20 protein-coding genes and 1 pseudogene are annotated in these 20,821 nt (G+C 72.1%); 10 read left to right on the forward strand and 11 right to left on the reverse strand.

Annotated features, from left to right (window positions below):
• The first annotated feature begins 352 nt into the window (after positions 1 to 352).
• Positions 353 to 703 carry a hypothetical protein gene (locus RM479_RS14575; RefSeq protein WP_311512273.1) on the forward strand — a complete coding sequence of 117 codons (351 nt, stop codon included), beginning with the start codon at positions 353 to 355 and terminating at the stop codon, positions 701 to 703.
• 362 nt (positions 704 to 1,065) lie between these two features.
• Positions 1,066 to 3,459, forward strand: coding sequence for a Tex family protein (locus tag RM479_RS14580; RefSeq protein ID WP_311512274.1), 2,394 nt, complete (start codon positions 1,066 to 1,068; stop codon positions 3,457 to 3,459).
• A gap of 55 nt (positions 3,460 to 3,514) precedes the next feature.
• Here RM479_RS14580 and RM479_RS14585 read toward each other — a convergent pair whose 3' ends face one another.
• Positions 3,515 to 5,002 carry a carboxylesterase/lipase family protein gene (locus tag RM479_RS14585; protein ID WP_311512275.1) on the reverse strand — a complete coding sequence of 496 codons (1,488 nt, stop codon included), beginning with the start codon at positions 5,000 to 5,002 and terminating at the stop codon, positions 3,515 to 3,517.
• Between the two features lie 185 nt (positions 5,003 to 5,187).
• Here RM479_RS14585 and RM479_RS14590 point away from each other — a divergent pair, with 185 nt between their 5' ends.
• Positions 5,188 to 6,144 carry a quinone oxidoreductase family protein gene (locus RM479_RS14590; protein ID WP_311512276.1) on the forward strand — a complete coding sequence of 319 codons (957 nt, stop codon included), beginning with the start codon at positions 5,188 to 5,190 and terminating at the stop codon, positions 6,142 to 6,144.
• A 120-nt stretch (positions 6,145 to 6,264) separates the two neighbouring features.
• Here RM479_RS14590 and RM479_RS14595 read toward each other — a convergent pair whose 3' ends face one another.
• The gene (locus RM479_RS14595) at positions 6,265 to 6,558 is read right to left on the reverse strand and encodes a GNAT family N-acetyltransferase (RefSeq protein WP_311512277.1); all 294 of its coding nucleotides are present in this window, start codon (positions 6,556 to 6,558) and stop codon (positions 6,265 to 6,267) included.
• A gap of 154 nt (positions 6,559 to 6,712) precedes the next feature.
• Here RM479_RS14595 and RM479_RS14600 point away from each other — a divergent pair, with 154 nt between their 5' ends.
• From RM479_RS14600 to RM479_RS14615, 4 genes are read left to right on the forward strand one after another with little or no spacing between them, the layout of a single operon-like run.
• Positions 6,713 to 7,468: an SDR family oxidoreductase gene (locus RM479_RS14600; RefSeq protein ID WP_311512278.1), complete on the forward strand. Its 756-nt coding sequence runs from the start codon at positions 6,713 to 6,715 to the stop codon at positions 7,466 to 7,468.
• The gene (locus tag RM479_RS14605) at positions 7,468 to 8,253 is read left to right on the forward strand and encodes an SDR family oxidoreductase (RefSeq protein ID WP_311512279.1); all 786 of its coding nucleotides are present in this window, start codon (positions 7,468 to 7,470) and stop codon (positions 8,251 to 8,253) included. Before RM479_RS14600 ends, RM479_RS14605 begins: the two co-directional genes overlap by 1 nt.
• On the forward strand, positions 8,246 to 9,253 hold the full coding sequence (locus tag RM479_RS14610) for a phosphotransferase family protein (protein ID WP_311512280.1): 1,008 nt from the start codon (positions 8,246 to 8,248) through the stop codon (positions 9,251 to 9,253). The genes RM479_RS14605 and RM479_RS14610 overlap by 8 nt, the downstream gene beginning before the upstream one ends.
• Complete coding sequence (locus RM479_RS14615) at positions 9,253 to 10,464, forward strand: acyl-CoA dehydrogenase family protein (RefSeq protein WP_311512281.1); 1,212 nt, start codon at positions 9,253 to 9,255, stop codon at positions 10,462 to 10,464. Before RM479_RS14610 ends, RM479_RS14615 begins: the two co-directional genes overlap by 1 nt.
• 59 nt (positions 10,465 to 10,523) lie before the next feature.
• Here the strand turns inward: RM479_RS14615 and RM479_RS14620 are convergent, their stop codons facing one another.
• The 3 genes from RM479_RS14620 to RM479_RS14630 form a co-directional block, all read right to left on the reverse strand.
• Positions 10,524 to 11,144 (reverse strand): TetR/AcrR family transcriptional regulator, encoded by a 621-nt coding sequence (locus RM479_RS14620; protein WP_311512282.1) that lies wholly within the window; start codon positions 11,142 to 11,144, stop codon positions 10,524 to 10,526.
• Between the two features lie 107 nt (positions 11,145 to 11,251).
• Positions 11,252 to 11,983 (reverse strand): VOC family protein, encoded by a 732-nt coding sequence (locus tag RM479_RS14625; protein WP_311512283.1) that lies wholly within the window; start codon positions 11,981 to 11,983, stop codon positions 11,252 to 11,254.
• 56 nt (positions 11,984 to 12,039) lie between these two features.
• Positions 12,040 to 12,456 (reverse strand): VOC family protein, encoded by a 417-nt coding sequence (locus RM479_RS14630; protein WP_311512284.1) that lies wholly within the window; start codon positions 12,454 to 12,456, stop codon positions 12,040 to 12,042.
• 82 nt (positions 12,457 to 12,538) lie between these two features.
• Between RM479_RS14630 and RM479_RS14635 the strand changes: the two genes are divergently transcribed.
• Together RM479_RS14635 and RM479_RS14640 are read left to right on the forward strand one after the other, a co-directional pair.
• Entirely contained in the window at positions 12,539 to 13,156 is a 618-nt protein-coding gene (locus tag RM479_RS14635) for a TetR/AcrR family transcriptional regulator (protein WP_311512285.1), read from the forward strand.
• A 10-nt stretch (positions 13,157 to 13,166) separates the two neighbouring features.
• Entirely contained in the window at positions 13,167 to 13,676 is a 510-nt protein-coding gene (locus RM479_RS14640; RefSeq protein ID WP_311512286.1) for a GbsR/MarR family transcriptional regulator, read from the forward strand.
• Between the two features lie 15 nt (positions 13,677 to 13,691).
• Here RM479_RS14640 and RM479_RS14645 read toward each other — a convergent pair whose 3' ends face one another.
• The 5 genes from RM479_RS14645 to RM479_RS14665 all read right to left on the reverse strand — a co-directional run bounded on the left by RM479_RS14645 (position 13,692) and on the right by RM479_RS14665 (position 19,537).
• Positions 13,692 to 14,474, reverse strand: coding sequence for an ABC transporter ATP-binding protein (locus RM479_RS14645; RefSeq protein ID WP_397222191.1), 783 nt, complete (start codon positions 14,472 to 14,474; stop codon positions 13,692 to 13,694).
• Positions 14,471 to 15,550, reverse strand: coding sequence for a FecCD family ABC transporter permease (locus RM479_RS14650; protein WP_311512288.1), 1,080 nt, complete (start codon positions 15,548 to 15,550; stop codon positions 14,471 to 14,473). Before RM479_RS14650 ends, RM479_RS14645 begins: the two co-directional genes overlap by 4 nt.
• Entirely contained in the window at positions 15,547 to 16,512 is a 966-nt protein-coding gene (locus tag RM479_RS14655; RefSeq protein ID WP_311512296.1) for a FecCD family ABC transporter permease, read from the reverse strand. The genes RM479_RS14650 and RM479_RS14655 overlap by 4 nt, the downstream gene beginning before the upstream one ends.
• Positions 16,513 to 16,583: 71 nt before the next feature.
• Entirely contained in the window at positions 16,584 to 17,615 is a 1,032-nt protein-coding gene (locus tag RM479_RS14660) for an iron-siderophore ABC transporter substrate-binding protein (RefSeq protein ID WP_311512289.1), read from the reverse strand.
• A gap of 239 nt (positions 17,616 to 17,854) precedes the next feature.
• Complete coding sequence (locus tag RM479_RS14665; RefSeq protein WP_311512290.1) at positions 17,855 to 19,537, reverse strand: glycoside hydrolase family 13 protein; 1,683 nt, start codon at positions 19,535 to 19,537, stop codon at positions 17,855 to 17,857.
• A 212-nt stretch (positions 19,538 to 19,749) separates the two neighbouring features.
• Here RM479_RS14665 and RM479_RS14670 point away from each other — a divergent pair, with 212 nt between their 5' ends.
• Positions 19,750 to 20,556: a cyclase family protein gene (locus RM479_RS14670; RefSeq protein ID WP_311512291.1), complete on the forward strand. Its 807-nt coding sequence runs from the start codon at positions 19,750 to 19,752 to the stop codon at positions 20,554 to 20,556.
• A 109-nt stretch (positions 20,557 to 20,665) separates the two neighbouring features.
• Here the strand turns inward: RM479_RS14670 and RM479_RS14675 are convergent.
• Positions 20,666 to 20,821: pseudogene (locus tag RM479_RS14675) on the reverse strand (ATP-dependent Clp protease ATP-binding subunit ClpX); the annotation flags it as partial.

A 20,821-nucleotide genomic window follows, 5' to 3' on the forward strand; every position in this document is an offset into this window, starting at 1 on the left:
GGTGCGGAAGGCGGTGGAGACCCGGCCGCGCAGGTGTTCGGGGACGACGGTCTGGAAGAAGAGCGACCCGGCGACGTTGGAGACGGTCATGGCGACACCGCTCACGGCCCATGCCTCGGCGGCGATCCGGGCGTCGGCGGTCTCGGGATGACCCGAACCTACGGCAAAGATCCCTTTGCGAAGGGATCACTGCAAAGAAATCTCTGCTAAACCCTCCGGAGCCCACCGGACACGCACCGCGAAGGGGAACTCCCGGTTCCCCTCCGTCGTCCCAGGAGTGAATGGGCGACAATGGAACGGGACCCCGCGCGGCCGGGCGGACCCGCGGATGGACGAGAAGAGGTGGTCACGGATGGATCCGTTCTCCATGGTGCTCGGTGCGGTGATCGCGCTCGGCGGCTTCGTGGCCGGACGCCTGGTCACCAGGCGCCAGACCAAGGAGGCCCTGGCACAACAGCGCAGGCAGGAACAGAGCCGCGCCCTGGGAGGCGGCGATCGAGCGCCCCAGCCCCTGTGCGGCTGCGGCCACCACCTCGTCTTCCACGACCAGCAGACCAAGAAGTGCCAGACCCAGGTGGTCATCCCGGGCCGCTGGACCGGCTCCCAGAGTTCCACCTACCGTCAGTGCATGTGCCAGGGCTACCGCGGCCCGGTCCCCCTCGACGAGTACTACGCCCCCGACCTGATGGAGGGCAACGGCTGAACCCTCCAGGGCCGCGAAGATCCGGACGTCGCGCACACCCCGACCCGCCCGGCCTTCGCGCTCTCCGCCGGGACGCCCCCGCCCCGCACCTCGACCGGCGAACGGGAACGTCCTCCCCCGTTCCGTCGCGCACTCCCCCGAGCCCGCGGGGCCGCCCCGATCACCCCGTCCGCCACCGACTCCCCCACCACCCTCCGAACCCGACAAGTACGGAACGCACCACCTTTCCGCGCGTTCCCCTCGGGAGAACCGAGGACCCGCGCCGGTTCCGGGCGCGGCCGGGATGACAATGTCCGCGGCCGGCAGCAGAATGGGCCCGCACCGAACAGCCGACGAGTGGACACGCACCAGTGACGACCCCTGTGACACCCACGATCGACCAGCGCATCGCCGAGGAACTCGGAGTCGGCGGCCACCAGGTCAAGGCCGCCGTCGAACTCCTCGACGGCGGGTCGACCGTGCCCTTCATCGCCCGCTACCGCAAGGAGGCCACCGGCGCCCTGGACGACGTCCAACTGCGCGCCCTGGAGGAACGCCTGCGCTACCTGCGGGAACTCGACGAACGCAAGGGCGCGATCCTGGAGTCGATCCGGTCCCAGGGCAAGCTCGACGAGGAACTCGAAGCGCGCATCCACGCCGCGGACTCCAAGGCCCGTCTGGAGGACATCTACCTCCCCTACAAGCCCAAGCGCCGTACCAAGGCCCAGATCGCCCGCGAGGCCGGACTCGAACCGCTGGCCGAGGCCCTCATCGGCGACCCGACCCTGGACCCGCAGGCGACCGCCGCCCCCTACGTCGACGCCGACAAGGGCGTCGCGGACACCAAGGCCGCCCTCGACGGCGCCCGCTCCATCCTCGTCGAGCGCTTCGCCGAGGACGCCGACCTCACCGGTCTGCTGCGCGAACGCCTCTGGGAGAAGGGCCGCCTGGTCTCCGCCGTCCGCGAGGGCAAGGAGGAGGCCGGCGCCAAGTTCTCCGACTACTTCGACTTCTCCGAACCCCTCACCAAGCTCCCCTCCCACCGCGTCCTGGCCATGTACCGGGGCGAGAAGGAGGAGATCCTCACCCTCACCCTGGAACCGGAGGAGGCCCCGGCCGAGAACGCCGACGGCACCGTCCCTCGCTCCTCCTTCGAGAACGCCATCGCCCACCACTTCGGCATCGTGGACCGCGGCCGTCCCGCCGACCGGTGGCTCCAGGAGACCGTCCGCTGGGCCTGGCGCACCCGCGTCCTGGTGCGCCTGGACATCGACGTGCGCATGCGCCTGTGGCAGCAGGCCGAGGACGACGGCGTCGGCGTGTTCGCCGCCAACCTGCGCGACCTGCTGCTGGCCGCGCCCGCCGGCACCCGGGCCACCCTGGGCCTGGACCCGGGTCTGCGCACCGGTGTGAAGGTCGCCGTCTGCGACCCCACCGGCAAGGTCGTCGCCACGGACACGATCTACCCCCACGCGCCCCGCCACGACTGGGACGGCTCCATCGACCGGCTGGCCCGCCTGTGCAAGGCCCACGACGTGGACCTGGTCGCCATCGGCAACGGCACCGCCTCCCGCGAGACCGACCGGCTCGCCGCCGACCTGCTCAAGCGCCACCCCGAGCTGTCCCTGACCAAGGTGATGGTGTCGGAGGCGGGCGCCTCGGTGTACTCGGCCTCCGCCTACGCCTCCGAGGAACTGCCCGACCTGGACGTGTCGCTGCGGGGCGCCGCCTCCATCGCCCGCCGTCTCCAGGACCCCCTGGCCGAACTGGTCAAGATCGACCCCAGGTCGATCGGCGTCGGCCAGTACCAGCACGACCTCGCCGAGGTGAAACTGTCGCGCTCCCTGGACGCCGTGGTCGAGGACTGTGTGAACGGTGTCGGCGTGGACGTCAACACCGCGTCGGTGCCGCTGCTGACCCGGGTGTCGGGCGTGACCTCCACGCTGGCCCGCAACATCGTCTCCCACCGCGACGCCAACGGCCCCTTCCGTTCCCGCGCGCAGCTGAAGTCGGTGCCGCGACTGGGCCCCAAGGCGTTCGAGCAGTGCGCGGGCTTCCTTCGGGTGCCCGGCGGCGACGACCCCCTGGACGCCTCCGCCGTGCACCCCGAGGCCTATCCCGTGGTGCGCCGCATCCTGGACCGGGTCGGCGCCGACCTGCCCTCCCTCATCGGGAACAAGGACCTGCTGGGCAAGGTGCGGGCCGAGGAGTTCGTGGACGAGACCTTCGGTCTGCCCACGGTCACCGACATCCTCGCGGAGCTGGACAAGCCGGGCCGCGACCCGCGCCCGGCCTTCACCACCGCCACCTTCAAGGAGGGGGTGGAGACGCTGAACGACCTCGCCGCCGGAATGGTGCTGGAGGGCGTGGTGACCAACGTGGCGGCGTTCGGCGCGTTCGTCGACGTGGGGGTCCACCAGGACGGACTGGTGCACGTGTCGGCGATGTCGGACCGGTTCGTGCAGGACCCGCGCGAGGTCGTCAAGCCGGGCGACATCGTCAAGGTCAAGGTGCAGGAGATCGACATCCCCCGCAAGCGGATCTCGCTGACCATGCGCCTGACCGACGAGACCCCCGCGGGAGGTGACCGGAGCGGCGACCGGGGAGAGCGGCGCGGCGGTGAGCGCGGCGGTGGTGAGCGCCGTCGCGGGGACCGTGGTGGTCGCGGTGGCAACGGCGGTAACGCCGGCCGGGGCGGTGGCGGTGGCAAGGGTGGCCAGCAGGCCCCGCAGGGCGCGATGGCCGAAGCCCTGCGCCGCGCCGGACTGAGCCGCTAGGCCACGGCACGGCCCCCGACCCCGGCCGGGATCGGGGGCCGTCGCGTGCCGCCTCCTACTTGGGGGCCAGGGGGACGTCCGCCCAGACCTCCCGGACCGGGGCGACGTGCCCGGGGTGCAGGACGTCGGGGGTGTTCCACTCCTTGACCACGGTGGCCTCCGCGGTCACGGACGCCCAGCCGGGGTCCCCGGTCGCGGCGAAGTCGCGCCAGGCGGCGACCATGCGGGCCGCCAGGTCGTGATGGGCCTCGGTGGGCGCGCCGTCGAGCAGGAACATCCCGAAGTCGCCGTCGAGGTTGCCGAACGCGAACGGCAGGTCCAGACCGTGGCAGGCGCCCAGACGCCCGTCCAGCACGGTGCTCTCGGCGGCGAACCTGAAGAAGAACGCGCGACCGCCACCGCAGGCGTGCGCCTCGGCGAAGCGGACGGTGTACTCGCAGAACACGGCGTCGCTCTGGACCGCGTTGAAGAGTTCGCGCACGGAGGCTCCGGGATGCGCCGCCCGGTAGACCTCCACCGCGTCCTCGCGCAGCCCCAGCCGGGCCACGGTGTCGCGCAGGACCTGTTCGTCGTCGATCCGCACCTCCTGGCCCAGTTCGGTGAACAGCCGGAACTCGTGGGCGTTGTGCCCGATGAGCAGATCGATCCCGGCCGTCCCGCCCCGGGCCGCCGCCTCCAGGGGCGACTCGGGCAGTTCGGGACCGCCGACCACCGGGGCGAAGCAGGTGAAGGGCTTGAACCCGCCGGAGGGCGTCTCGGCCAGGACCACGTCGATCGCGTCCAGCACCTTCTCCGGGGACAGCGCGGACAGGCTCTCCGCCTCGTAGGGGACCCCGGCCGCCGCGGCGATGCGCTCGGCGACGGACCGCGCGGTGTCGGGGGTGATCATGTCGCCGGGCACGCTGTGGGCGATGGCCCGGCGGAAGAGACCGCGGGCGTCGGGGGAGGCCATGAGGCACACCACCGATCCGGCCCCGGCCGACTCCCCGGCGACGGTGACGTTGTCGGGGTCGCCGCCGAAGTTCTCGATGTTGTCGCGCACCCAGCGCAGGGCGGCGGCCTGGTCGAGGATGCCGCGGTTGTCGGGGCGTCCGGGAACGTGCCCGAACCCCTCGAAACCGATCCGGTAGTTGATCCCGACCACGACCGGGCCGCTCTCGGCCAGGCGGGTGCCGTCATAGGAGGGTTCGGAGGAGGCGCCGACGATGTAGGCGCCGCCGTGGATCCACACCAGGACGGGGGCGCGGTCGCCGGGGCGGGCCGCGCTCCAGACGGTGAGGGTGAGGCAGTCGTCGGACATGTCGGGCGACCAGGCCGCGGCTCCGACGAGGTGGGGTTTCTGCGGGGGCGGCGGCCCGAAGGAGGTGTGGTCGCGGACTCCGTCCCAGGGCGCGGGGGGCGCGGGCGCGGCGAAACGGTGCTCGCCGAAGGGGGCTGCCGCGTAGGGGATGCTCCGGTGGACGATGACGGATCCGTCGGCGGAGCGCGGCGAGGCCGCACCCCGGACCCGACCGCCGGTCGTCGTCACCACGTTCTCTGTCACTGGTGCCCTCTCCTCGTGTCGTGACCTACACCACACCTAACAACGTTAGGTAACTCGGCGCAAGCCCCGCGCCGACGAACACCGACCCGGTCGACCCGCCGAGGGGACCGAGGGGAGGACAACGGGGCAACTCGCGGGTAACATACCACCCGGTCGGTATGACACGGACGAACGGAGAACCGCCCATGCGCGCCATTCAGATCACGGAGTTCGGCGGTCCCGAGGTCCTCACCCTCACGGATCTGCCCGATCCCGAACCGAAGCCCCATGAGCACCTGATCGAGGTGACCCGGGCCGGCGTCAACTACGCCGACACCCACCAGGCCGAGAACAGCTACCTCTCCCCCGCCACCCTGCCCCTGGTGCCGGGATCGGAGGTGGCCGGCCGCCTGCCCGACGGACGCCGGATCGTCGCCCTGACCAGTGGCGGAGGCTACGCCGAGAAGGCCGTCGTCGACCCGAACACGGCCTACGGCATCCCCGACGGTGTCTCCGACGAGGCCGCCCTGGCCCTCATCGTCCAAGGCGCGACCGCCTGGGTCCTGCTGCGCAAGAGCGCCCGCATGGAGGCCGGCGAGTCCGTGGTGGTGCACGCCGCCGCGGGCGGCGTGGGCACCCTGGCCGTACAGCTGGCGAAGCTGTTCGGGGCCGGCCGGGTGATCGCGGTGGCGAGCAGCGGGACCAAACGCGAACTCGCCCTGGAACTGGGCGCCGACGCCGTCGTGGACTCCGCCGCCCCGAACATGACCGAGGCGCTGATCGAGGCCAACGAGGGCCGCCGCGTGGACGTCGTCCTGGACATGGTCGGCGGCCGGGTCACCGACGAGAGCCTGCGCGCCCTGGCCCCGTTCGGTCGGCTGGCCTTCTACGGCATGGCCGCGCGCGAGACCCCCTCACCGGTGAAGCTCCCCAACCTCATGCGCTTCTCCACCACGGTGGCCGGCATGTGGCTGCCGCACGTGTGGATGCTGCCGGGCGACGTCATGGGGCAGGCGATGGAGGAGCTGTTCACCCTGGTGGCCGACGGCGACCTGCGAACGATCACGGGCGGAACCCACCCACTGGCCGAGGCGCGCGCGGCGCACGAGGCACTGCGCTCGCGGGGGACGATCGGCAAGCTCGTTCTCGACCCCACCGTCTGACCGTTGATCACGAACGTCACCTTGACGTTGTAGATCATGAAATGTTCGCTTTTGTACTCGGAGGGGTGCCCGTGCGCCGTCGCGCGGACACCCCTCACCCCGGCGCGCCGGGGGCGGCGCTCAGGCCTTCGAGGCCCCGTAGACGAGGTCGACGTAGTCGGGGTGGCGCTGGATCCAGCCCTTGACGAACGGGCAGAGCGGGAGCACGTCCAGGCCCCGGCCGCGCACGTCGTCCAGGGCCGCGCGGACCAGCTTCCCGCCCAGCCCCCGCCCCTCGTGGGCCGGGTCGATCTCGGTGTGGGTGAAGGTGATGAGCCCGTCGGTGAGGATGTACTCGGCGAAGCCGGCCACCTCCCCCTCGACGCGGATCTCGTAGCGCTTGTTCTCAGGGGCGTCGGCCACTTCGGTCGCCATGGAGGGTGCCTTTCCGGTGTCGTTCCACCGGCGACCCCGGAGGGGCCACCGGAGCCATTGTCCCGCTCGTCGGCACCGCCCGCCTCTTGCGGCGCGTCTCGCTCGGGCATAGAGTCCACTTGACATACCGACCAGTCGGTTTAAGGAGAACGTGATGACTTCCCGGTTCGGCGGCCGGACCGCCATCGTCACCGGTGCCAGCCGCGGCATCGGCCTGGCCATCGCCCGACGACTCGTCGACGAGGGGGCCCGTGTGTGCGTCACCGCGCGCAGGCCCGACCCCCTCCAGGAGGCCGTCGAGGCCCTGGGCGGCCCCGAGCACGCCATCGGCGTCGCCGGCGGCGCCGACGACCCCGAGCACCAGGACGCGGCCATCGCCGCCACCCTGGAGGCCTTCGGCGGTGTCGACCTGTTCGTCAACAACACCGGCATCAACCCGGTCTACGGCCGCATGGTCGACCTCGATCTCGACGCCGCCCGCAAGATCGTCGAGGTCAACGCCCTGTCCGCGATCTCCTGGGTACAGAAGGCGTACAAGGCGTGGATGGCCGAGCACGGGGGCGCCATCGTCAACGTCTCCTCCGTCGCCGGGATCAAACCCGCTCCGGGTATCGGCTTCTACGGTGCCACCAAGGCCATGCTCACCCACATCACCGAGGAACTCGCCCTGGAGCTGGCCCCGGACGTGCGGGTGAACGGCGTCGCGCCGGCCGTCGTCAAGACGAAGTTCGCCGCCGCTCTCTACGAGGGCCGCGAGGAGAAGGTCGCCGCCCAGTACCCGCTGGGCCGCCTGGGCACCCCCGAGGACGTCGCCGGCGCGGTCGCCTTCCTGCTCTCCGACGACGCGTCCTGGGTCACCGGACGCACCCTGGTCCTCGACGGCGGCACCACCCTGACCGGAGGCGTGTGATGGATGTGACGGGAATCGGCGCCGTGGTCACCGGCGCGGGCAACGGCATCGGCGCGGCCATCGCCCGGCGGCTCGCCGCCGCCGGCGCGCGGGTCGTCGTCAACGACCTCGACGCGAACGCGGCGTCCGCCGTCGCCGCCGAGATCGGCGGGGTGGCCGTCCCCGGCGACGCCGCGAGCGAGGCCGGGGTCACCGCCCTGATCGCGGAGGCCGCCGCCCACCTGAACGGCATCGACCTGTACGTCGCCAACGCCGGTGTGGGCGTCGGCGGCGGCCCCGAGGCCCCCGAATCCGACTGGGACCTGGCCTGGCAGGTCAACGTGATGGCGCACGTGCGCGCCGCCCGCGAACTGCTCCCGGCCTGGCTGGAGCGCGGCCGGGGCACTTTCGTGACCACGGTGTCGGCGGCCGGACTGCTCACCATGCTGGGCAGCGCCCCGTACTCGGTGACCAAGCACGCCGCCCTGGCCTTCGGCGAGTGGATGTCGGCCACCTACGGGGACCGGGGCGTCACCGTCCAGTGCGTGTGCCCCCTGGGCGTGCACACCAACCTGCTGGAGGGGAGCGGTCGCGAGGGCAAGGCGATCCTGGCCGGCGACGCGATCACCCCCGAGGAGGTCGCCGACGCGGTCATGGAGGGACTGGCCGACGGCCGCTTCCTGATCCTGCCGCACCCGCAGGTCGCCGGCTTCTACGCGGCCCGCGCCGCCGACCCCGACCGCTGGTTGACGGGGATGCGGCGTTTGCAGGCCAAGGTGTTCGACAACGAGGGAACGCATGAGTGAGGAACTGCCCGGGCTGGACCTCGAACGGCTGCGCGCGCACCTGGACCGGGTGGCCCCCGGCATGGCCGCCGGGCCGTTGAGCGGTGAGGTGATCACGGGCGGCAAGTCCAACCTCACCTACGTCGTCACCGACGGCACCGGCTCCTGGGTGGTGCGCCGCCCGCCGCTGGGTCACGTACTGGCGACCGCCCACGACATGGCCCGCGAGTACCGGGTCATGACGGCGCTGCGCGACACCGCCGTCCCGGTGCCGCGCACCCACCTGCTGTGCGAGGACACCGAGGTGCTGGGCGCCCCGTTCTACGTCATGGAGTACGTGGCGGGCACCCCGATCCGCACCGAGGAGCAGATCGCCCCGCTGGGCCCCGAGGGGACCCGGGCGGTCGCCGAGGCACTCATCACCACGCTGGGCGACCTGCACGCGGTGGTCCCCGAGGAGGTCGGCCTCGGCGACTTCGGCCGCCCGGAGGGGTTCCTGGAGCGTCAGGTGCGGCGCTGGCGCAAGCAGTTGGACGCCTCCCGCAGCCGCGACATCCCCGGTATCGACGAGCTGCACGAGAAGCTGGCCCGGACCCTGCCCGAGCAGTCGGCCCCCGCGATCGTGCACGGCGACTACCGGCTGGACAACGTGCTGGTCACCGACAAGGGCGAGATCGGCGCGGTCCTGGACTGGGAGATGGCCACGCTCGGCGACCCGCTGGTCGACCTCGGCCTGATGCTCGTCTACCAGAGGCAGCCCGTGGACGGGCGGTCCGCCACCACCGCCGAGGGCTACCCCTCCCCCGAGGAGCTGGTGGCGATGTACGCCCGCTCCACCGGCCGGGACGTGTCCCGGCTGGGCTGGTACGTGGCCCTCGGCTGTTTCAAGCTCGCGGTGATCGCCGAGGGCATCCACTTCCGGCACGCCCAGGGACTGACCGTGGGAGCCGGCTTCGACCGGATCGGCGAGGTGGTCGCCCCCCTGGTGGCGAACGCCCATGCCATGCTCAAGGAGGACTGATGGATTTCGCCTATGACAAGGAGACCGAGGAGCTGCGCGAGCGGCTGCTGGCCTTCATGGACGAGCACGTGTACCCGGCCGAGGCCGTGCTCGAAAAACAACTGGCCGAACGCGAGGACCCGTGGTCGACCGCCCCGGTGGTGCGCGAACTCCAGGCCGAGGCCCGCGAACGCGGTCTGTGGAACCTGTTCCTTGCCGGGCATCCCGAGCACGGCGGACTGAGCAACCTGGCCTACGCCCCCCTGGCCGAGATCACCGGACGCAGCTCCCGGCTGGCTCCGATCGCGCTCAACTGCGCCGCCCCCGACACCGGGAACATGGAGGTGCTGACGATGTTCGGCACCCCCGAGCAGAGGAAGCGGTGGCTGGAGCCGCTGCTGAACGCCGAGATCCGTTCGGCGTTCGCGATGACCGAGCCCGCGGTGGCCTCCTCCGACGCCACCAACATCGGCACGAGCATCGTCCGCGACGGCGATGAGTACGTCGTCAACGGGCGCAAGTGGTTCATCACCGGTGCGCTCAACCCCGAGTGCTCGATCTTCATCGTCATGGGCAAGACCGACCCGGACGCCGACCGGCACCGGCAGCAGAGCATGGTGCTGGTCCCGCGGGACACCCCGGGGCTGACGGTCGCGCGCGGCATGTCGGTGTACGGCTACACCGACGGCGACCACGGCGGCCACGCCGAGGTGGTCTTCGAGGACGTGCGGGTACCGGCCGAGAACCTCATCGGCGGCGAGGGCGAGGGGTTCGCGATCGCCCAGGCACGGCTGGGGCCGGGCCGGATCCACCACTGCATGCGGATGATCGGCATGGCCGAGCGGGCCCTGGAGCTGACCTGCCGTCGGGTGTTGGACCGCACGGCGTTCGGTCGGCCGCTGGCCGAGCAGGGCGTGGTGCGCGAGTGGATCGCCGAGTCGCGGGTGGAGATCGAGCAGTTGCGGCTGCTGGTGCTCAAGACCGCGTGGCTGATGGACACGGTGGGCAACAAGGGCGCGCACACCGAGATCCAGGCGATCAAGATCGCCACCCCGCGCACGGTGGAGCGGATCCTGGACCGGGCCATCCAGGCGCACGGCGCCGCCGGGGTGAGCCAGGACCTGCCGTTGGCGGGATGGCTGGCCGGTGCGCGCTCGCTGCGCCTGGCCGACGGCCCCGACGAGGTGCACCTGCGTTCGCTGGGCCGGGCCGAGCTGCGCAAGTACGCCTGACCGACGCGGCGAAGGGCCGGGAGCGGTTCACACGCTCCCGGCCCTTCGCCGCGTCCGGGTCACCCGCCGTTCGCGGGGCTCAGCCCGGCGACGAGCAGGTCGGCGAAGTGCCGGCCGACGTCCTCGCCGGTGAGCTGGCCCCCGGGGTGGTACCAGGTGCTCAGATGGTGGACCGAGCCGAAGAAGTAGTTGACCACCAGGTCGGCGGAGACGTCGTCGCGGAAGACGCCCTCGCCCTGGCCCTCCAGGACCATGCCCCGGAAGATCTCGTGATAGCGACGGCGCTCACGGCGCACCTCACGCTGTTTGTCCTCGCTGAGCTGGTGCATGGAACGGAAGAAGATGACGGTGTCGTCGAGGTTGGCGACGCTGGTGACGATGACGTCGGCCGCGGCGGCGCGCACCCGTTCGGCGACGGGGGCGTCCCGTTCGGAGATGCGGACCAGGTGCTCGGTCTGCATGCGCAGGACCCGGGCGTAGACCTCGTAGAGGAGGTCGTCCTTGGAGCCGAAGTAGTGGTACATGGCGCCCTTGGTGACGCCGGCGGCGGACACGATCTCCTGGACGGAGGTGCCCTCGTAGCCGCGTTCCGCGAACAGACGGGTCGCGGCGCCCAGCAGACGTTCGGGCACCGATCCGCGTCCGGTGCCCGCCTCGGCCGTGTGCCGTGCCATCGCCATGTTCCGCCTCGCCTCGTAGCCCCGTGACCGGCGGTTCCCCGACCGCACGCCCGGTCCAGCATACCGACCGGCTGGTATTGACGCACGTGCACCGAAGGTCGTCCGGATCACTCCACCAGCACGTCGACCGGGCGGCCGTCGGGGTCGGTGAAGGTGTACCGGCCCGGCTCCGAAGGCGGGTCGGTGCGGTGTCCCGGCACCGTGAGACCCAGCCGTAGCCCTCCGGTGAGCCGTTTCTCCGTGGCGGGGTACAGCTCCAGCACCAGTCCGCCGGCCAGGGTCGCCGCGTGGTGCTCGGGTCCGGAGCCGTGACGCTCGCGGACGAACCGCAGCCCCAGCCCCTCGTAGAAGGCGCGGCACTCCTCCAGGCGCGGAGTGTAGACCACGACGAGCGTCGTCCGCACCTCGGCGCCCTCCAGGACGGCGCGGGCCCGGGCGTACTTGGCGCGCAGCCGCGCCGCCTGCTCGGCGGGCAGGGCCGCCAGTCGCGCCTCGTCGGAGTTGTGGGCGTTGTCGGCCAGCTTGACCAGGCGGCCCAGGGGGTCGGCGGCGGCCCTCGCGATGAGGTCGTCGTAGGTCTCGTCGGGGCGGCGGCTGACCGCGAGCACGGCGCGCACGACCTCCTCGGGGCAGCCGTGGGCGCGCAGGTCGTCGGCGGTGAGGTCGGTGTCCTCCAGCACGTCGTGCAGGACGCCCGCGATCCGCGCGTGCTCGCCGTGCCCGGCGAGCAGGTCGCGGACCGCGAAGACGTGCTCGACGTAGGGGCGGCCGATCTTGTCGACCTGCCCGGCGTGCGCCCGTGCCGCCAGCTCCGAGGCCTGTTCCAGGGTCAGGGCCATGGTGTCGCCTCCAGGGGGATCAGAGATGACACCAGCGTAGGCGGGACGGGCCGGGTTCACCGCTCCAGGAAGTTCTCGGCGTACTCCTCGCCGGGCGGGATCTCGGTGATGACGTCCACGAGGACGCCGTTCGGGTCGGCCACGATGAAGTGCCGCTGCCCGAAGGTCTCGGTGCGGATCTCCAGTTCGGGGCGCAGCCCGCCGCGCACCACCAGACGCTCCCACTCGGCGTCCACGTCCTCCACCTCGACGTTGAGCAGGATCCCCCGGGCGGGCTCGCGAAAGCCCTCGGGGACGGTGGGGTGGGTCGGGTCCAGCAGGGCCAGCTCGGCGTCGGGCGGGCCGGGGCGACGGAGACTGACGTACCAGTCGGCGGCGAAGGTCTCCTCGAAGCCGAACCAGGTGACGTAGAAGTCGCGGGCCTCCCGGAGACGGGTGGCGCCCAGGACCGGATAGAACGAGCTCAGCCTCATGATGGCTCCTTTCACATACCTTGGGTATGCGAACTAGACTATTCGCGTACCACTGGTATGTCAAAGATCGGAGGGACCCACCATGCCCGAGGCCACCGGGATCCGCGCCCGACAGCGCGAACGGACCCGCCGCACCCTGCTGCGCGAGGGCCGCCGCCTGTTCGCCGAGCACGGCTACGCGGAGGTGGGCCTCAACGGGGTCGTCACGGCGGCGAAGGTCACCAAGGGCGCGCTCTACCACCACTTCGACGGCAAACCCGACCTGTTCCGGGCGGTCCTGGAAGAGGTGCAGGCGGAGGTCGCCGACGAGGTGGCCGGGGCCGCCGACGCCGTGTCCGCGCCCTGGGAACGGCTGACCGCCGGCTGCCGGGCCTTCCTCGTCGCCGCCACCGCCCCCGACGTACGACGGATCATGCTCGTGGACGGCCCGGCCGTGCTGGGCTGGAGCACCTGGCGGGAGATGGACGAGGCGAACTCGGTCCGCCACCTCACCGAGGCACTGACCGACCTGGTCGCCGCCGGCGTCCTGCCGCCCCGGCCGGTCGAGCCCGTGGCCCACCTGCTCTCGGGCGCGATGAACGAGGCCGCGCTGTGGCTGGCCGGCCGGACCGGCCCCGACGACCTGGACGAGGTGTGGGCGGTGCTGTCGCGCATGCTGGAATCGCTGCGCACGGACCGGGATCGGAACGATGACCGATAAGGTCGTCTCCATGCCGGAAGAACGGGACAACGAGGCGGAGCAGGGGTTCCGGGAGGATTTCGTCCGACGCTTCGCGGAGCACTGGCACGCTCAGGGAGGCCCCCGCTCCGAAGGGCGGATCCTGGGCTACCTGCTGGTGGCCGACGCGGAGGCGGTCAGCGCGGAGCAGATCGCCGAGGGGGCCGGCGTCAGCCGCGGCTCGGTGTCACAGGCGGTGCGCCGCCTGCGCAAGTCCGGGTTCGTCGACCTCGTCGAGACACCGGGCGAGCGCACCCGCCGCGTCACCGTGGACGAGGACGTGTGGGGCGGGTTCCTGCGCAACGAGCGCGCCTACCTCCAGCGGCAGAAGGGACTGGCGGCCGACGCCCTGAGGCTCCTTCCGGGGCTGGGCGCGCCGGCCCGCGCCCGACTGCGCAACATGCACGACTACATGACCTGGATGGACGACCACCACGACGCGCTCCTGGCCCGGTGGGAGGAGTACAAGGCCGCCCGGGACACGCGCCCGGACGGCCCCTGAGCCCGTCGTCGCCGGTCAGGTCCGCTCGTGCGGGATGACCAGCGGGGTACGGGTACGCGGGTCGGGCACGACGTCGCAGGGCAGCCCGAACACCTCCTCCACCCGGTGGGCCGTGATGACCTCCTCCGGCGGGCCGTCGGCGACCACCTCGCCCCGGTGCATGAGCACCAGGCGGGTGGCGAACCGGGCGGCCTGGGCCAGGTCGTGCAGGACCGCCACGATCGTGCGACCACGCCGGTGCAGGTCGGCGAACAGCTCCAGCAGGTCGTACTGGTGGGCGATGTCCAGGTAGGTGGTGGGCTCGTCGAGCAGCAGCACATCGGTGTCCTGGGCCAGGACCATCGCCACCCACGCCCGCTGGCGCTGACCGCCCGACAGCGATCCCACCGGGGAGTCGGCCAGGTCGCTCAGCCCGGTCAGTTCCAGGGCGCGATCGATGGCCTCGTCGTCGGCCGGGCTCCACTGGCGCAGCAGGGTGTGGTGCGGGAAACGGCCCCGGGCGGCCAGACCTCGCACGGTGATGCCCTCCGGGGCGATGGGGCTCTGCGGCAGCATCGCCAGCCGGCGGGCGACCGCCTTGGCCCGCTGGGCGCGGATGTCGGCGCCGCGCAGCAGCACCCGACCCGAGACCGGCCTGTTGATCCGCCCCAGCGCCTTGAGGAGGGTGGACTTGCCGCATCCGTTGGGGCCGACGATGACCGTGAACTCGCCCTCGGCGACGTTCAGGTCCAGGTCGCGCACGACCGGCTCGGCCCCGTACCCCAGGGTGAGGCCCTCGGCGGACAGTACCGGGTTCACAGGACTCCCTTTCGCCATTCGCGGATGAGCAGATATCCCAGGTAGACGCCGCCCAGGGCCATGGTGAACAGGCCGACGGGCAGGCCGTCCCCGATGGGCGAGCGCTGGACGGCCAGATCGGCGGCGGCCAGGACGAGGGCCCCCGTGATCGCCGACAGCACCAGGTTGGGCCCGGGCGCCCGACTGAGCCGACGGGCGATCTGGGGGGCGGTCAGCGCCACGAACGCGATCGGCCCCGCCACCGCGACGGCCGCCGCCGACAGCACCACCGACAGGCCGATGGCCAGGGTACGGGTGCGGCCGGCGGAGGCGCCCAGGGCGTCGGAGAGTTCGTCGCCCATCTCGTTGACGGCGATCGGCCCGGCCAGGAACATCAGCAGCGGCACCGAGAGCAGGACCGCGCCCCAGATGATCGCGGCGTGACCCCAGTCGCGGGCGCCCAGACTGCCGTTGATGTAGGCCGACAGCACGCTCGCCTGGTCGCGGGCCATCACGGACACGACGAAGTGGGTGAAGGCCTGGGCCATGGCGGCCACGCCGATACCGGCGACGATGAGCCGTCCGGGGTGGCGCAGCCCGGTCCCGGTGACGCTCGCGACGACGACCATGGCCAGGGTCGCGCCGAGCAGGGCCCCCACGGGGGCGGGGACGATCCCGGGCATCAGCAGGGCGGCGCAGGCCGCTCCGGCACCGGCGCCCGCGCCGAGCCCGATGACGTCGGGGCTGCCCAGCGGGTTGCGGGTGACCGACTGGAAGAGCGCCCCGGACAGGCCCAGCGCGGCCCCGGTGCCCAGGGCGACGGTCAGTCGGGGGCCGCGCAGGCGCCCGAACACGAACGCCTCGGTTCCCTCTCCCCCGCCGGAGACGACGACGGGGAGGCGCGGCAGCGGGATGCCCAGCCGCCCCAGGGAGAGGGTGGCGACCGCGACGCCGAGCACGATGAGCAGGAGCAGCAGGCACCAGAGGACGGAACGGGGGTGGACGGGCAGCGCGACCGTCCGGCCCAGCCGCACCACGGGGCCACGACGGGTGGGCGCGGGTGCGCCGAGGGCGGGTTCGACGAGGGTTCGGTTCACGATGTGGTCCGCATCTTCCGGACCGCGTACAACAGCACGGGAGCGCCGACGAACGCGGTGACCACGCCGACCATGAGCTCGATGGGACGCACGGCCGTGCGTCCCACCACGTCGGCGAGGAGCAGCAGGGTGGGGCCGACCAGCAGCGCGAACGGCACCTGAACGCGGAAGTCGACACCGACCAAGGCGCGCACCACGTGCGGGACGGCCAGGCCGACGAACGCGATGGGCCCGGCCGCGGCGGTGGCCCCGGCGGCGAGCAGGACGCCCGCCACCAGTCCGGCCGCGCGGGTCCACGTGGTGTCGGCGCCGGTGGCCGTGGCCGCCTCCTCCCCCAGCGCCAGGGCGTTGAGGCCGCCCATGGTGATCAGGGCGAGCAGGACCCCGACGCCGATGACGGGCAGGACCGAGCCGATGACGTCGAAGCCCCGGCCGGCCAGGGAGCCGACCACCCAGTAGCGGTAGCTGTCGAAGGTGTCGGGCATGCTCAACGCGATCGCCTGGACGTAGGCCATGAGCACGGCGGAGACCACCGCCCCGGCCAGGACCAGGCGGACCAGCCCCGCGTCGCCGCCGCGGGTGCCGACGCTGTACGCGGCCAGCCCGGCCAGCAGGGCGCCGGGCAGCGCCCACCACACGGTGGCGGTGACCGAGGTGGCGCCGAACAGGGCGGTGGCGGTGACCACGCCGGCGGCGGCGCCGGCGTTGACGCCGAGCAGCCCCGGGTCGGCCAGGGGGTTGCGGGTGATGCCCTGCATGAGCGTGCCGGCCAGGGCCAGGGCCGCGCCGACGATGACGCCGAGGACGGTCCGGGGGACGCGGCTCTCCACCACGGTGACGATGTAGGGGTCGGCCTCGCCGGTGAACACCCGCCACACTTCCGGGGGCGGGGTGGGCTTGCCGCCCGCGACGAGGCTGAGCAGGACCGCCCCGGCCAACGCGGCGACGCCCGCGCCGAGCATGAGCAGGGCGCGGGCGGGCCTGGCCCGGGGCGGCGTCGTGCGTGTCTTCACGGTCGCCTTACCGGGGGTGATCAGTCGTCGAGCTTCGCGGCGGCCTCTTCGATGAGGGGCACGTAGCGCTCCAGCGCCCACGGGACGGTGAGCGGGTTGATGATGGAGGACCCGGTGACGAAGGGCTGGTCCTCGGGGGCGACGACGGAGCCGCGCTCGATGGCCGGGATGGCCTGGTACAGGTCCTGGGCCTCGATCTCGTCCCGGTTCTCGGGGCTGCTGTAGAAGGTGAAGATCAGGTCGCTGTCGGCGAGCTCGTCGGCGTTCTCCAGGCCGATGACGGCGGAGTCGGTTCCCTCGGTCTCGGGGAAGGTCTCGACGACCGGGTCGACCTGGAGGCCCAGGGCGCGGACCATGGCGACGCGCTGCTCGTCGGGCATGAAGACGCCGAGGGTGCCGGGGCCGGTGTTGTAGATGTAGGAGAAGGTCAGGTCCGCGAACTCGGGGTGTTCGGCGGCGGCCTCCTCGAACCGCCCCTCGATCTCGTCGATGAGGCCCTGGGCCTCCTCCGGCTGCCCCAGGGCCTGGCCGATGATCTCGATCTGCTGGTCCCAGTCGGTGCTCCACGGCAGGTCGGGGTAGGCGACCGTGGGGGCGATGTCGCTGAGGACGTCGTACTGCTCCTGGGTGACGCCGGACCAGGGGGCGAGGATGACGTCGGGCTCCAGCTCGATGATGGCCTCGAAGTCGATGTCCTCGGCGCCGGCGAAACGGACGGGCAGCTCGGCGCCGGCCTCGGTGACGGCCTCGTGGACCCAGGGGAGGTAGCCGGTGTCGTCGCTGCCCCACTCGTAGTTCTCGACGCCGACGGGGACGGTGCCCAGGGCGATCGCGGTCTCGGCGGAACCCTGACCGAGGGTGACGATCCGCTCGGGCCTCTCGGGGATCTCGGCGGTCCCGAGGGCGCTCTCGACGCTGACGGGGAAGGTCCCATCGGCCGGGCCACCGGCCGCGGGGGTCTCCTCCCCCGCGGTGTCGCCGCAGGCGACGAGCCCCAGGGTCAGCAGGGCCGTGATTCCGATACCGCCGACACGGCGAAGGGTGGAGTCCATGTGAGCAAGAGCTTTCTTCGTGAGGATCGGCCACGTCGCGGACGGGCGGGCCGGTCACCGCGCACGGGTCGGGGACCCCGGGGGTTGCGCGGAGGGGCGGAACGGGATGATCCCGGCGGAACGAAGGTTAGTCTAACCTCACTTGATCCGTATTTCAAAAAAGTTGAAATCACATCGGGGAAAGCCCTCGCAGGTCACCCGAGGTGAGCGGCGCGTCACGTCCCCTCGGACCGCCTCGCTCACCGGGACAGATGGACCCGGGACTCCCACGGGCGCAGGGGGGCGAAGGGCTCCTCCGGGTCGGGATGGGTACCGATCAGGGGTTCGGGAGCGGGACCGGCGACGGCCGGATCCAGGTCCACCTCGACCGTGTCGGCGCTCCAGTTGGCGATCACCGTCAGCACCGTGCCGTCGAGCGCGCGGGTGTAGGCGTACACGGACGGGTGGTCGGGCAGCAGCGGGGTGTAGGTCCCGTGCACGATCACCGGGTGCTCCTTGCGCAGCGCGATGAGCCGTCGGTAGTGGTGGAACACCGAGTCGGGGTCGGCCAGGGCGGCCTCGGCGTTGATCTCCGTGTGGTCCGGGTTGACCGCGATCCACGGTGTGCCGGTGGTGAACCCGGCGTGGGGCGAGGCGTCCCACTGCATCGGGGTACGCGCGTTGTCCCGGCTCATCCGGGCGATCCCGGCCATCACCCGCGCCTCGTCGTGTCCGGCGGCCAGCGCCTCCCGGTGATGGTTGAGGGTCTCCACGTCGCGGTAGGCGGAGATGTCGGCGAAGTGGGCGTTGGCCATGCCCAGTTCCTCGCCCTGGTAGACGTAGGGGGTCCCCTTCATCATGTGCAGCGTGGTGGCCAGGGTCTTGGCCGAGGCCACCCGGTGCTCACCGTCGTCGCCGAACCGGGACACCGCCCGCGGCTGGTCGTGGTTGTTCCAGTACAGGCTGTTCCACCCCCGCTCGGCCAGCCCGAGCTGCCAACGGTCCAGGGAGGCCTTGAGGCGGCGCAGGTCCAGCGGGACGGGATCGAACTTGCCGCCGGGACCGTGGTCCAGGTCCACGTGCTCGAACTGGAACACCATGGACACCTCCCCGTTGGCCGGGTCGGTGTGCTCACGGGCCTGTTCCACCCCCACCCCGGGCATCTCCCCCACGGTGAGCACGTCCCGCCCGGCGAAGGCCGCCTCGTGGAGTTCGCGCAGGAACTCGTGCAGCCGGGGACCGTTGATGGAGTACTCGGCGAACAGCCCGTACCCGCCGTCGACGGGCGAGGGCCCGTCGGGCATCTCGGGGGTCTTGGACACGAAGTTGATCACGTCCATCCGGAACCCGTCGGCGCCCCGGTCCAGCCACCACCGGGCGATGTCGTGCACCTCCCGGCGCACCCGCGGGTTCTCCCAGTTCAGGTCGGGCTGACGGCGGGTGAACAGGTGGAGGAAGTACTCCCCGGTGGTCTCGTCCCGGGTCCAGGCCGGACCGGAGAACACCGAGCCCCAGTTGTTGGGCGGAGCGCCGTCGCGGCCGGGTCGCCAGAAGTAGAAGTCACGGTGGGGGGAGTCCTTCGAGGACCGTGATCCGACGAACCAGGGGTGCTCGTCGCTGGTGTGGTTGACCACCAGGTCCATGATCAGCCGCATCCCGCGCGCGTGCAGCCCCTCGCGCAGCCGGTCCCAGTCGTCCAGGGTGCCGAACCGGGGATGGATGTCCCGGTAGTCGCTGATGTCGTAGCCGTTGTCGTCCCACGGTGAGGGGTACACGGGCGACAGCCACACCACGTCCACCCCGAGGGTGTGCAGGTGGTCGAGCTTCTCGATGATCCCGGACAGGTCGCCGAAGCCGTCACCGTCCCCGTCCTTGAAACTGCTCGGATAGATCTGGTAGACGACGGCGGACTTCCACCACGCGTCGTCGTTCGGCTGGGACATCGAGGGACCTCCGGTCGTTCGCAGGGACCACCGCAGTGCTTCCTCCCCCGCCGCGCTCCCCGCCGAACCCCGTCCGCGGTCCGTGGGGGCCGGCGTCGTCCCCCGGTCGGCGGATCCGTCCGCCCCGGTCCCTCCTCCGGCGTGGGGGCCGATAGGTTGGCGCCGCCCGCGGGTCGGGCATATCGCAGGGAAGCGAAGGCGAGGAGCGGCGCATGTGTCTGAACGGAACCGGGGAGACCGTCCGGGCCCGGACGGAGGGCGCGGTCGCGACCGGTGACGACCGGGCGGGCCGCGGGGGGCCGGCACCGTCGTGGCCGCTCGGGTACCGGAGGGTGGTCGATCTCAGCCACGTGATCACACCGTCGCTGCCGGGGTGGGACGACGAGAAACCGCGCCGGGAGACGCTGGCCGGGCCGGCCCCCGACGGTGACTTCGGGTTCTACGTGCAGCGGTGGACGTTCAGCGAGCACACCGGCACCCACCTGGACGCGCCCGGACACGTGATCGGCGGCGGTCGCATGGTGCCCGACATCCGGCCGGAGGAGCTGGTGGCCCCCGCGGCGGTGATCGACGTGTCCGCCCGGGCCGCCGAGGACCCCGACACCGCGGTGACGGTGGACGACGTCCTGGCCTTCGAACGCGTGCACGGGCGGATCCCCGAGGGCGCGGCGGTGCTCATGCGGTCGGGGTGGAGCGCCCGCTGGGAACGGGGCGACGCGGCGGTGCGCGGTGTGGCCGACGACGGGTCGTGGCACTTCCCCGGGTTCTCGGCGGAGGCCTGTGCGTTCCTGATCTCCCGTCGGGGGATCGTCGGCGTGGGCGTGGACACGCTCAGCACCGACCCGGCCGTGTCCACGGACTTCGCCGCGCACGAGGTGGTGGGCCGGGCCGACCGGTGGGGGCTGGAGGCGCTGCGGGGGCTGGACCGGCTGCCGCCGGTCGGTGCCCTGCTCACCATCGGGGTGCTGCCGGGCGCCGACGCCTCCGGTGGACCCGCCCGGGTCCTGGCCCTGTGGTGAGGGAGCGCCCCACCCCGGCGGCACGGTGGTGGCGCCGTCGGTGAGAGGTCACCGAGAACGCGGACGAGAACCAGGCGAAAGGGGTGGTGGCGGGGCCGTGTGCCCTCGGTCAGGCGGACTTGCGCCGGGGTTCGGGCTCGATCTGGGCGCGGGGCACGATCGTGGGATTGACGTTGTCGATCACCGTCTCCCGCGCGATGATCACCCGACCCACATCCTCACGCGAGGGCACCTCGTACATCACCGACAACAACACCTCCTCGAT

Origin of the sequence: Nocardiopsis lambiniae (genome assembly GCF_031845465.1) — a bacterium.
In the GTDB taxonomy this organism is placed as follows: Bacteria; Actinomycetota; Actinomycetes; order Streptosporangiales; family Streptosporangiaceae; genus Nocardiopsis; species Nocardiopsis lambiniae.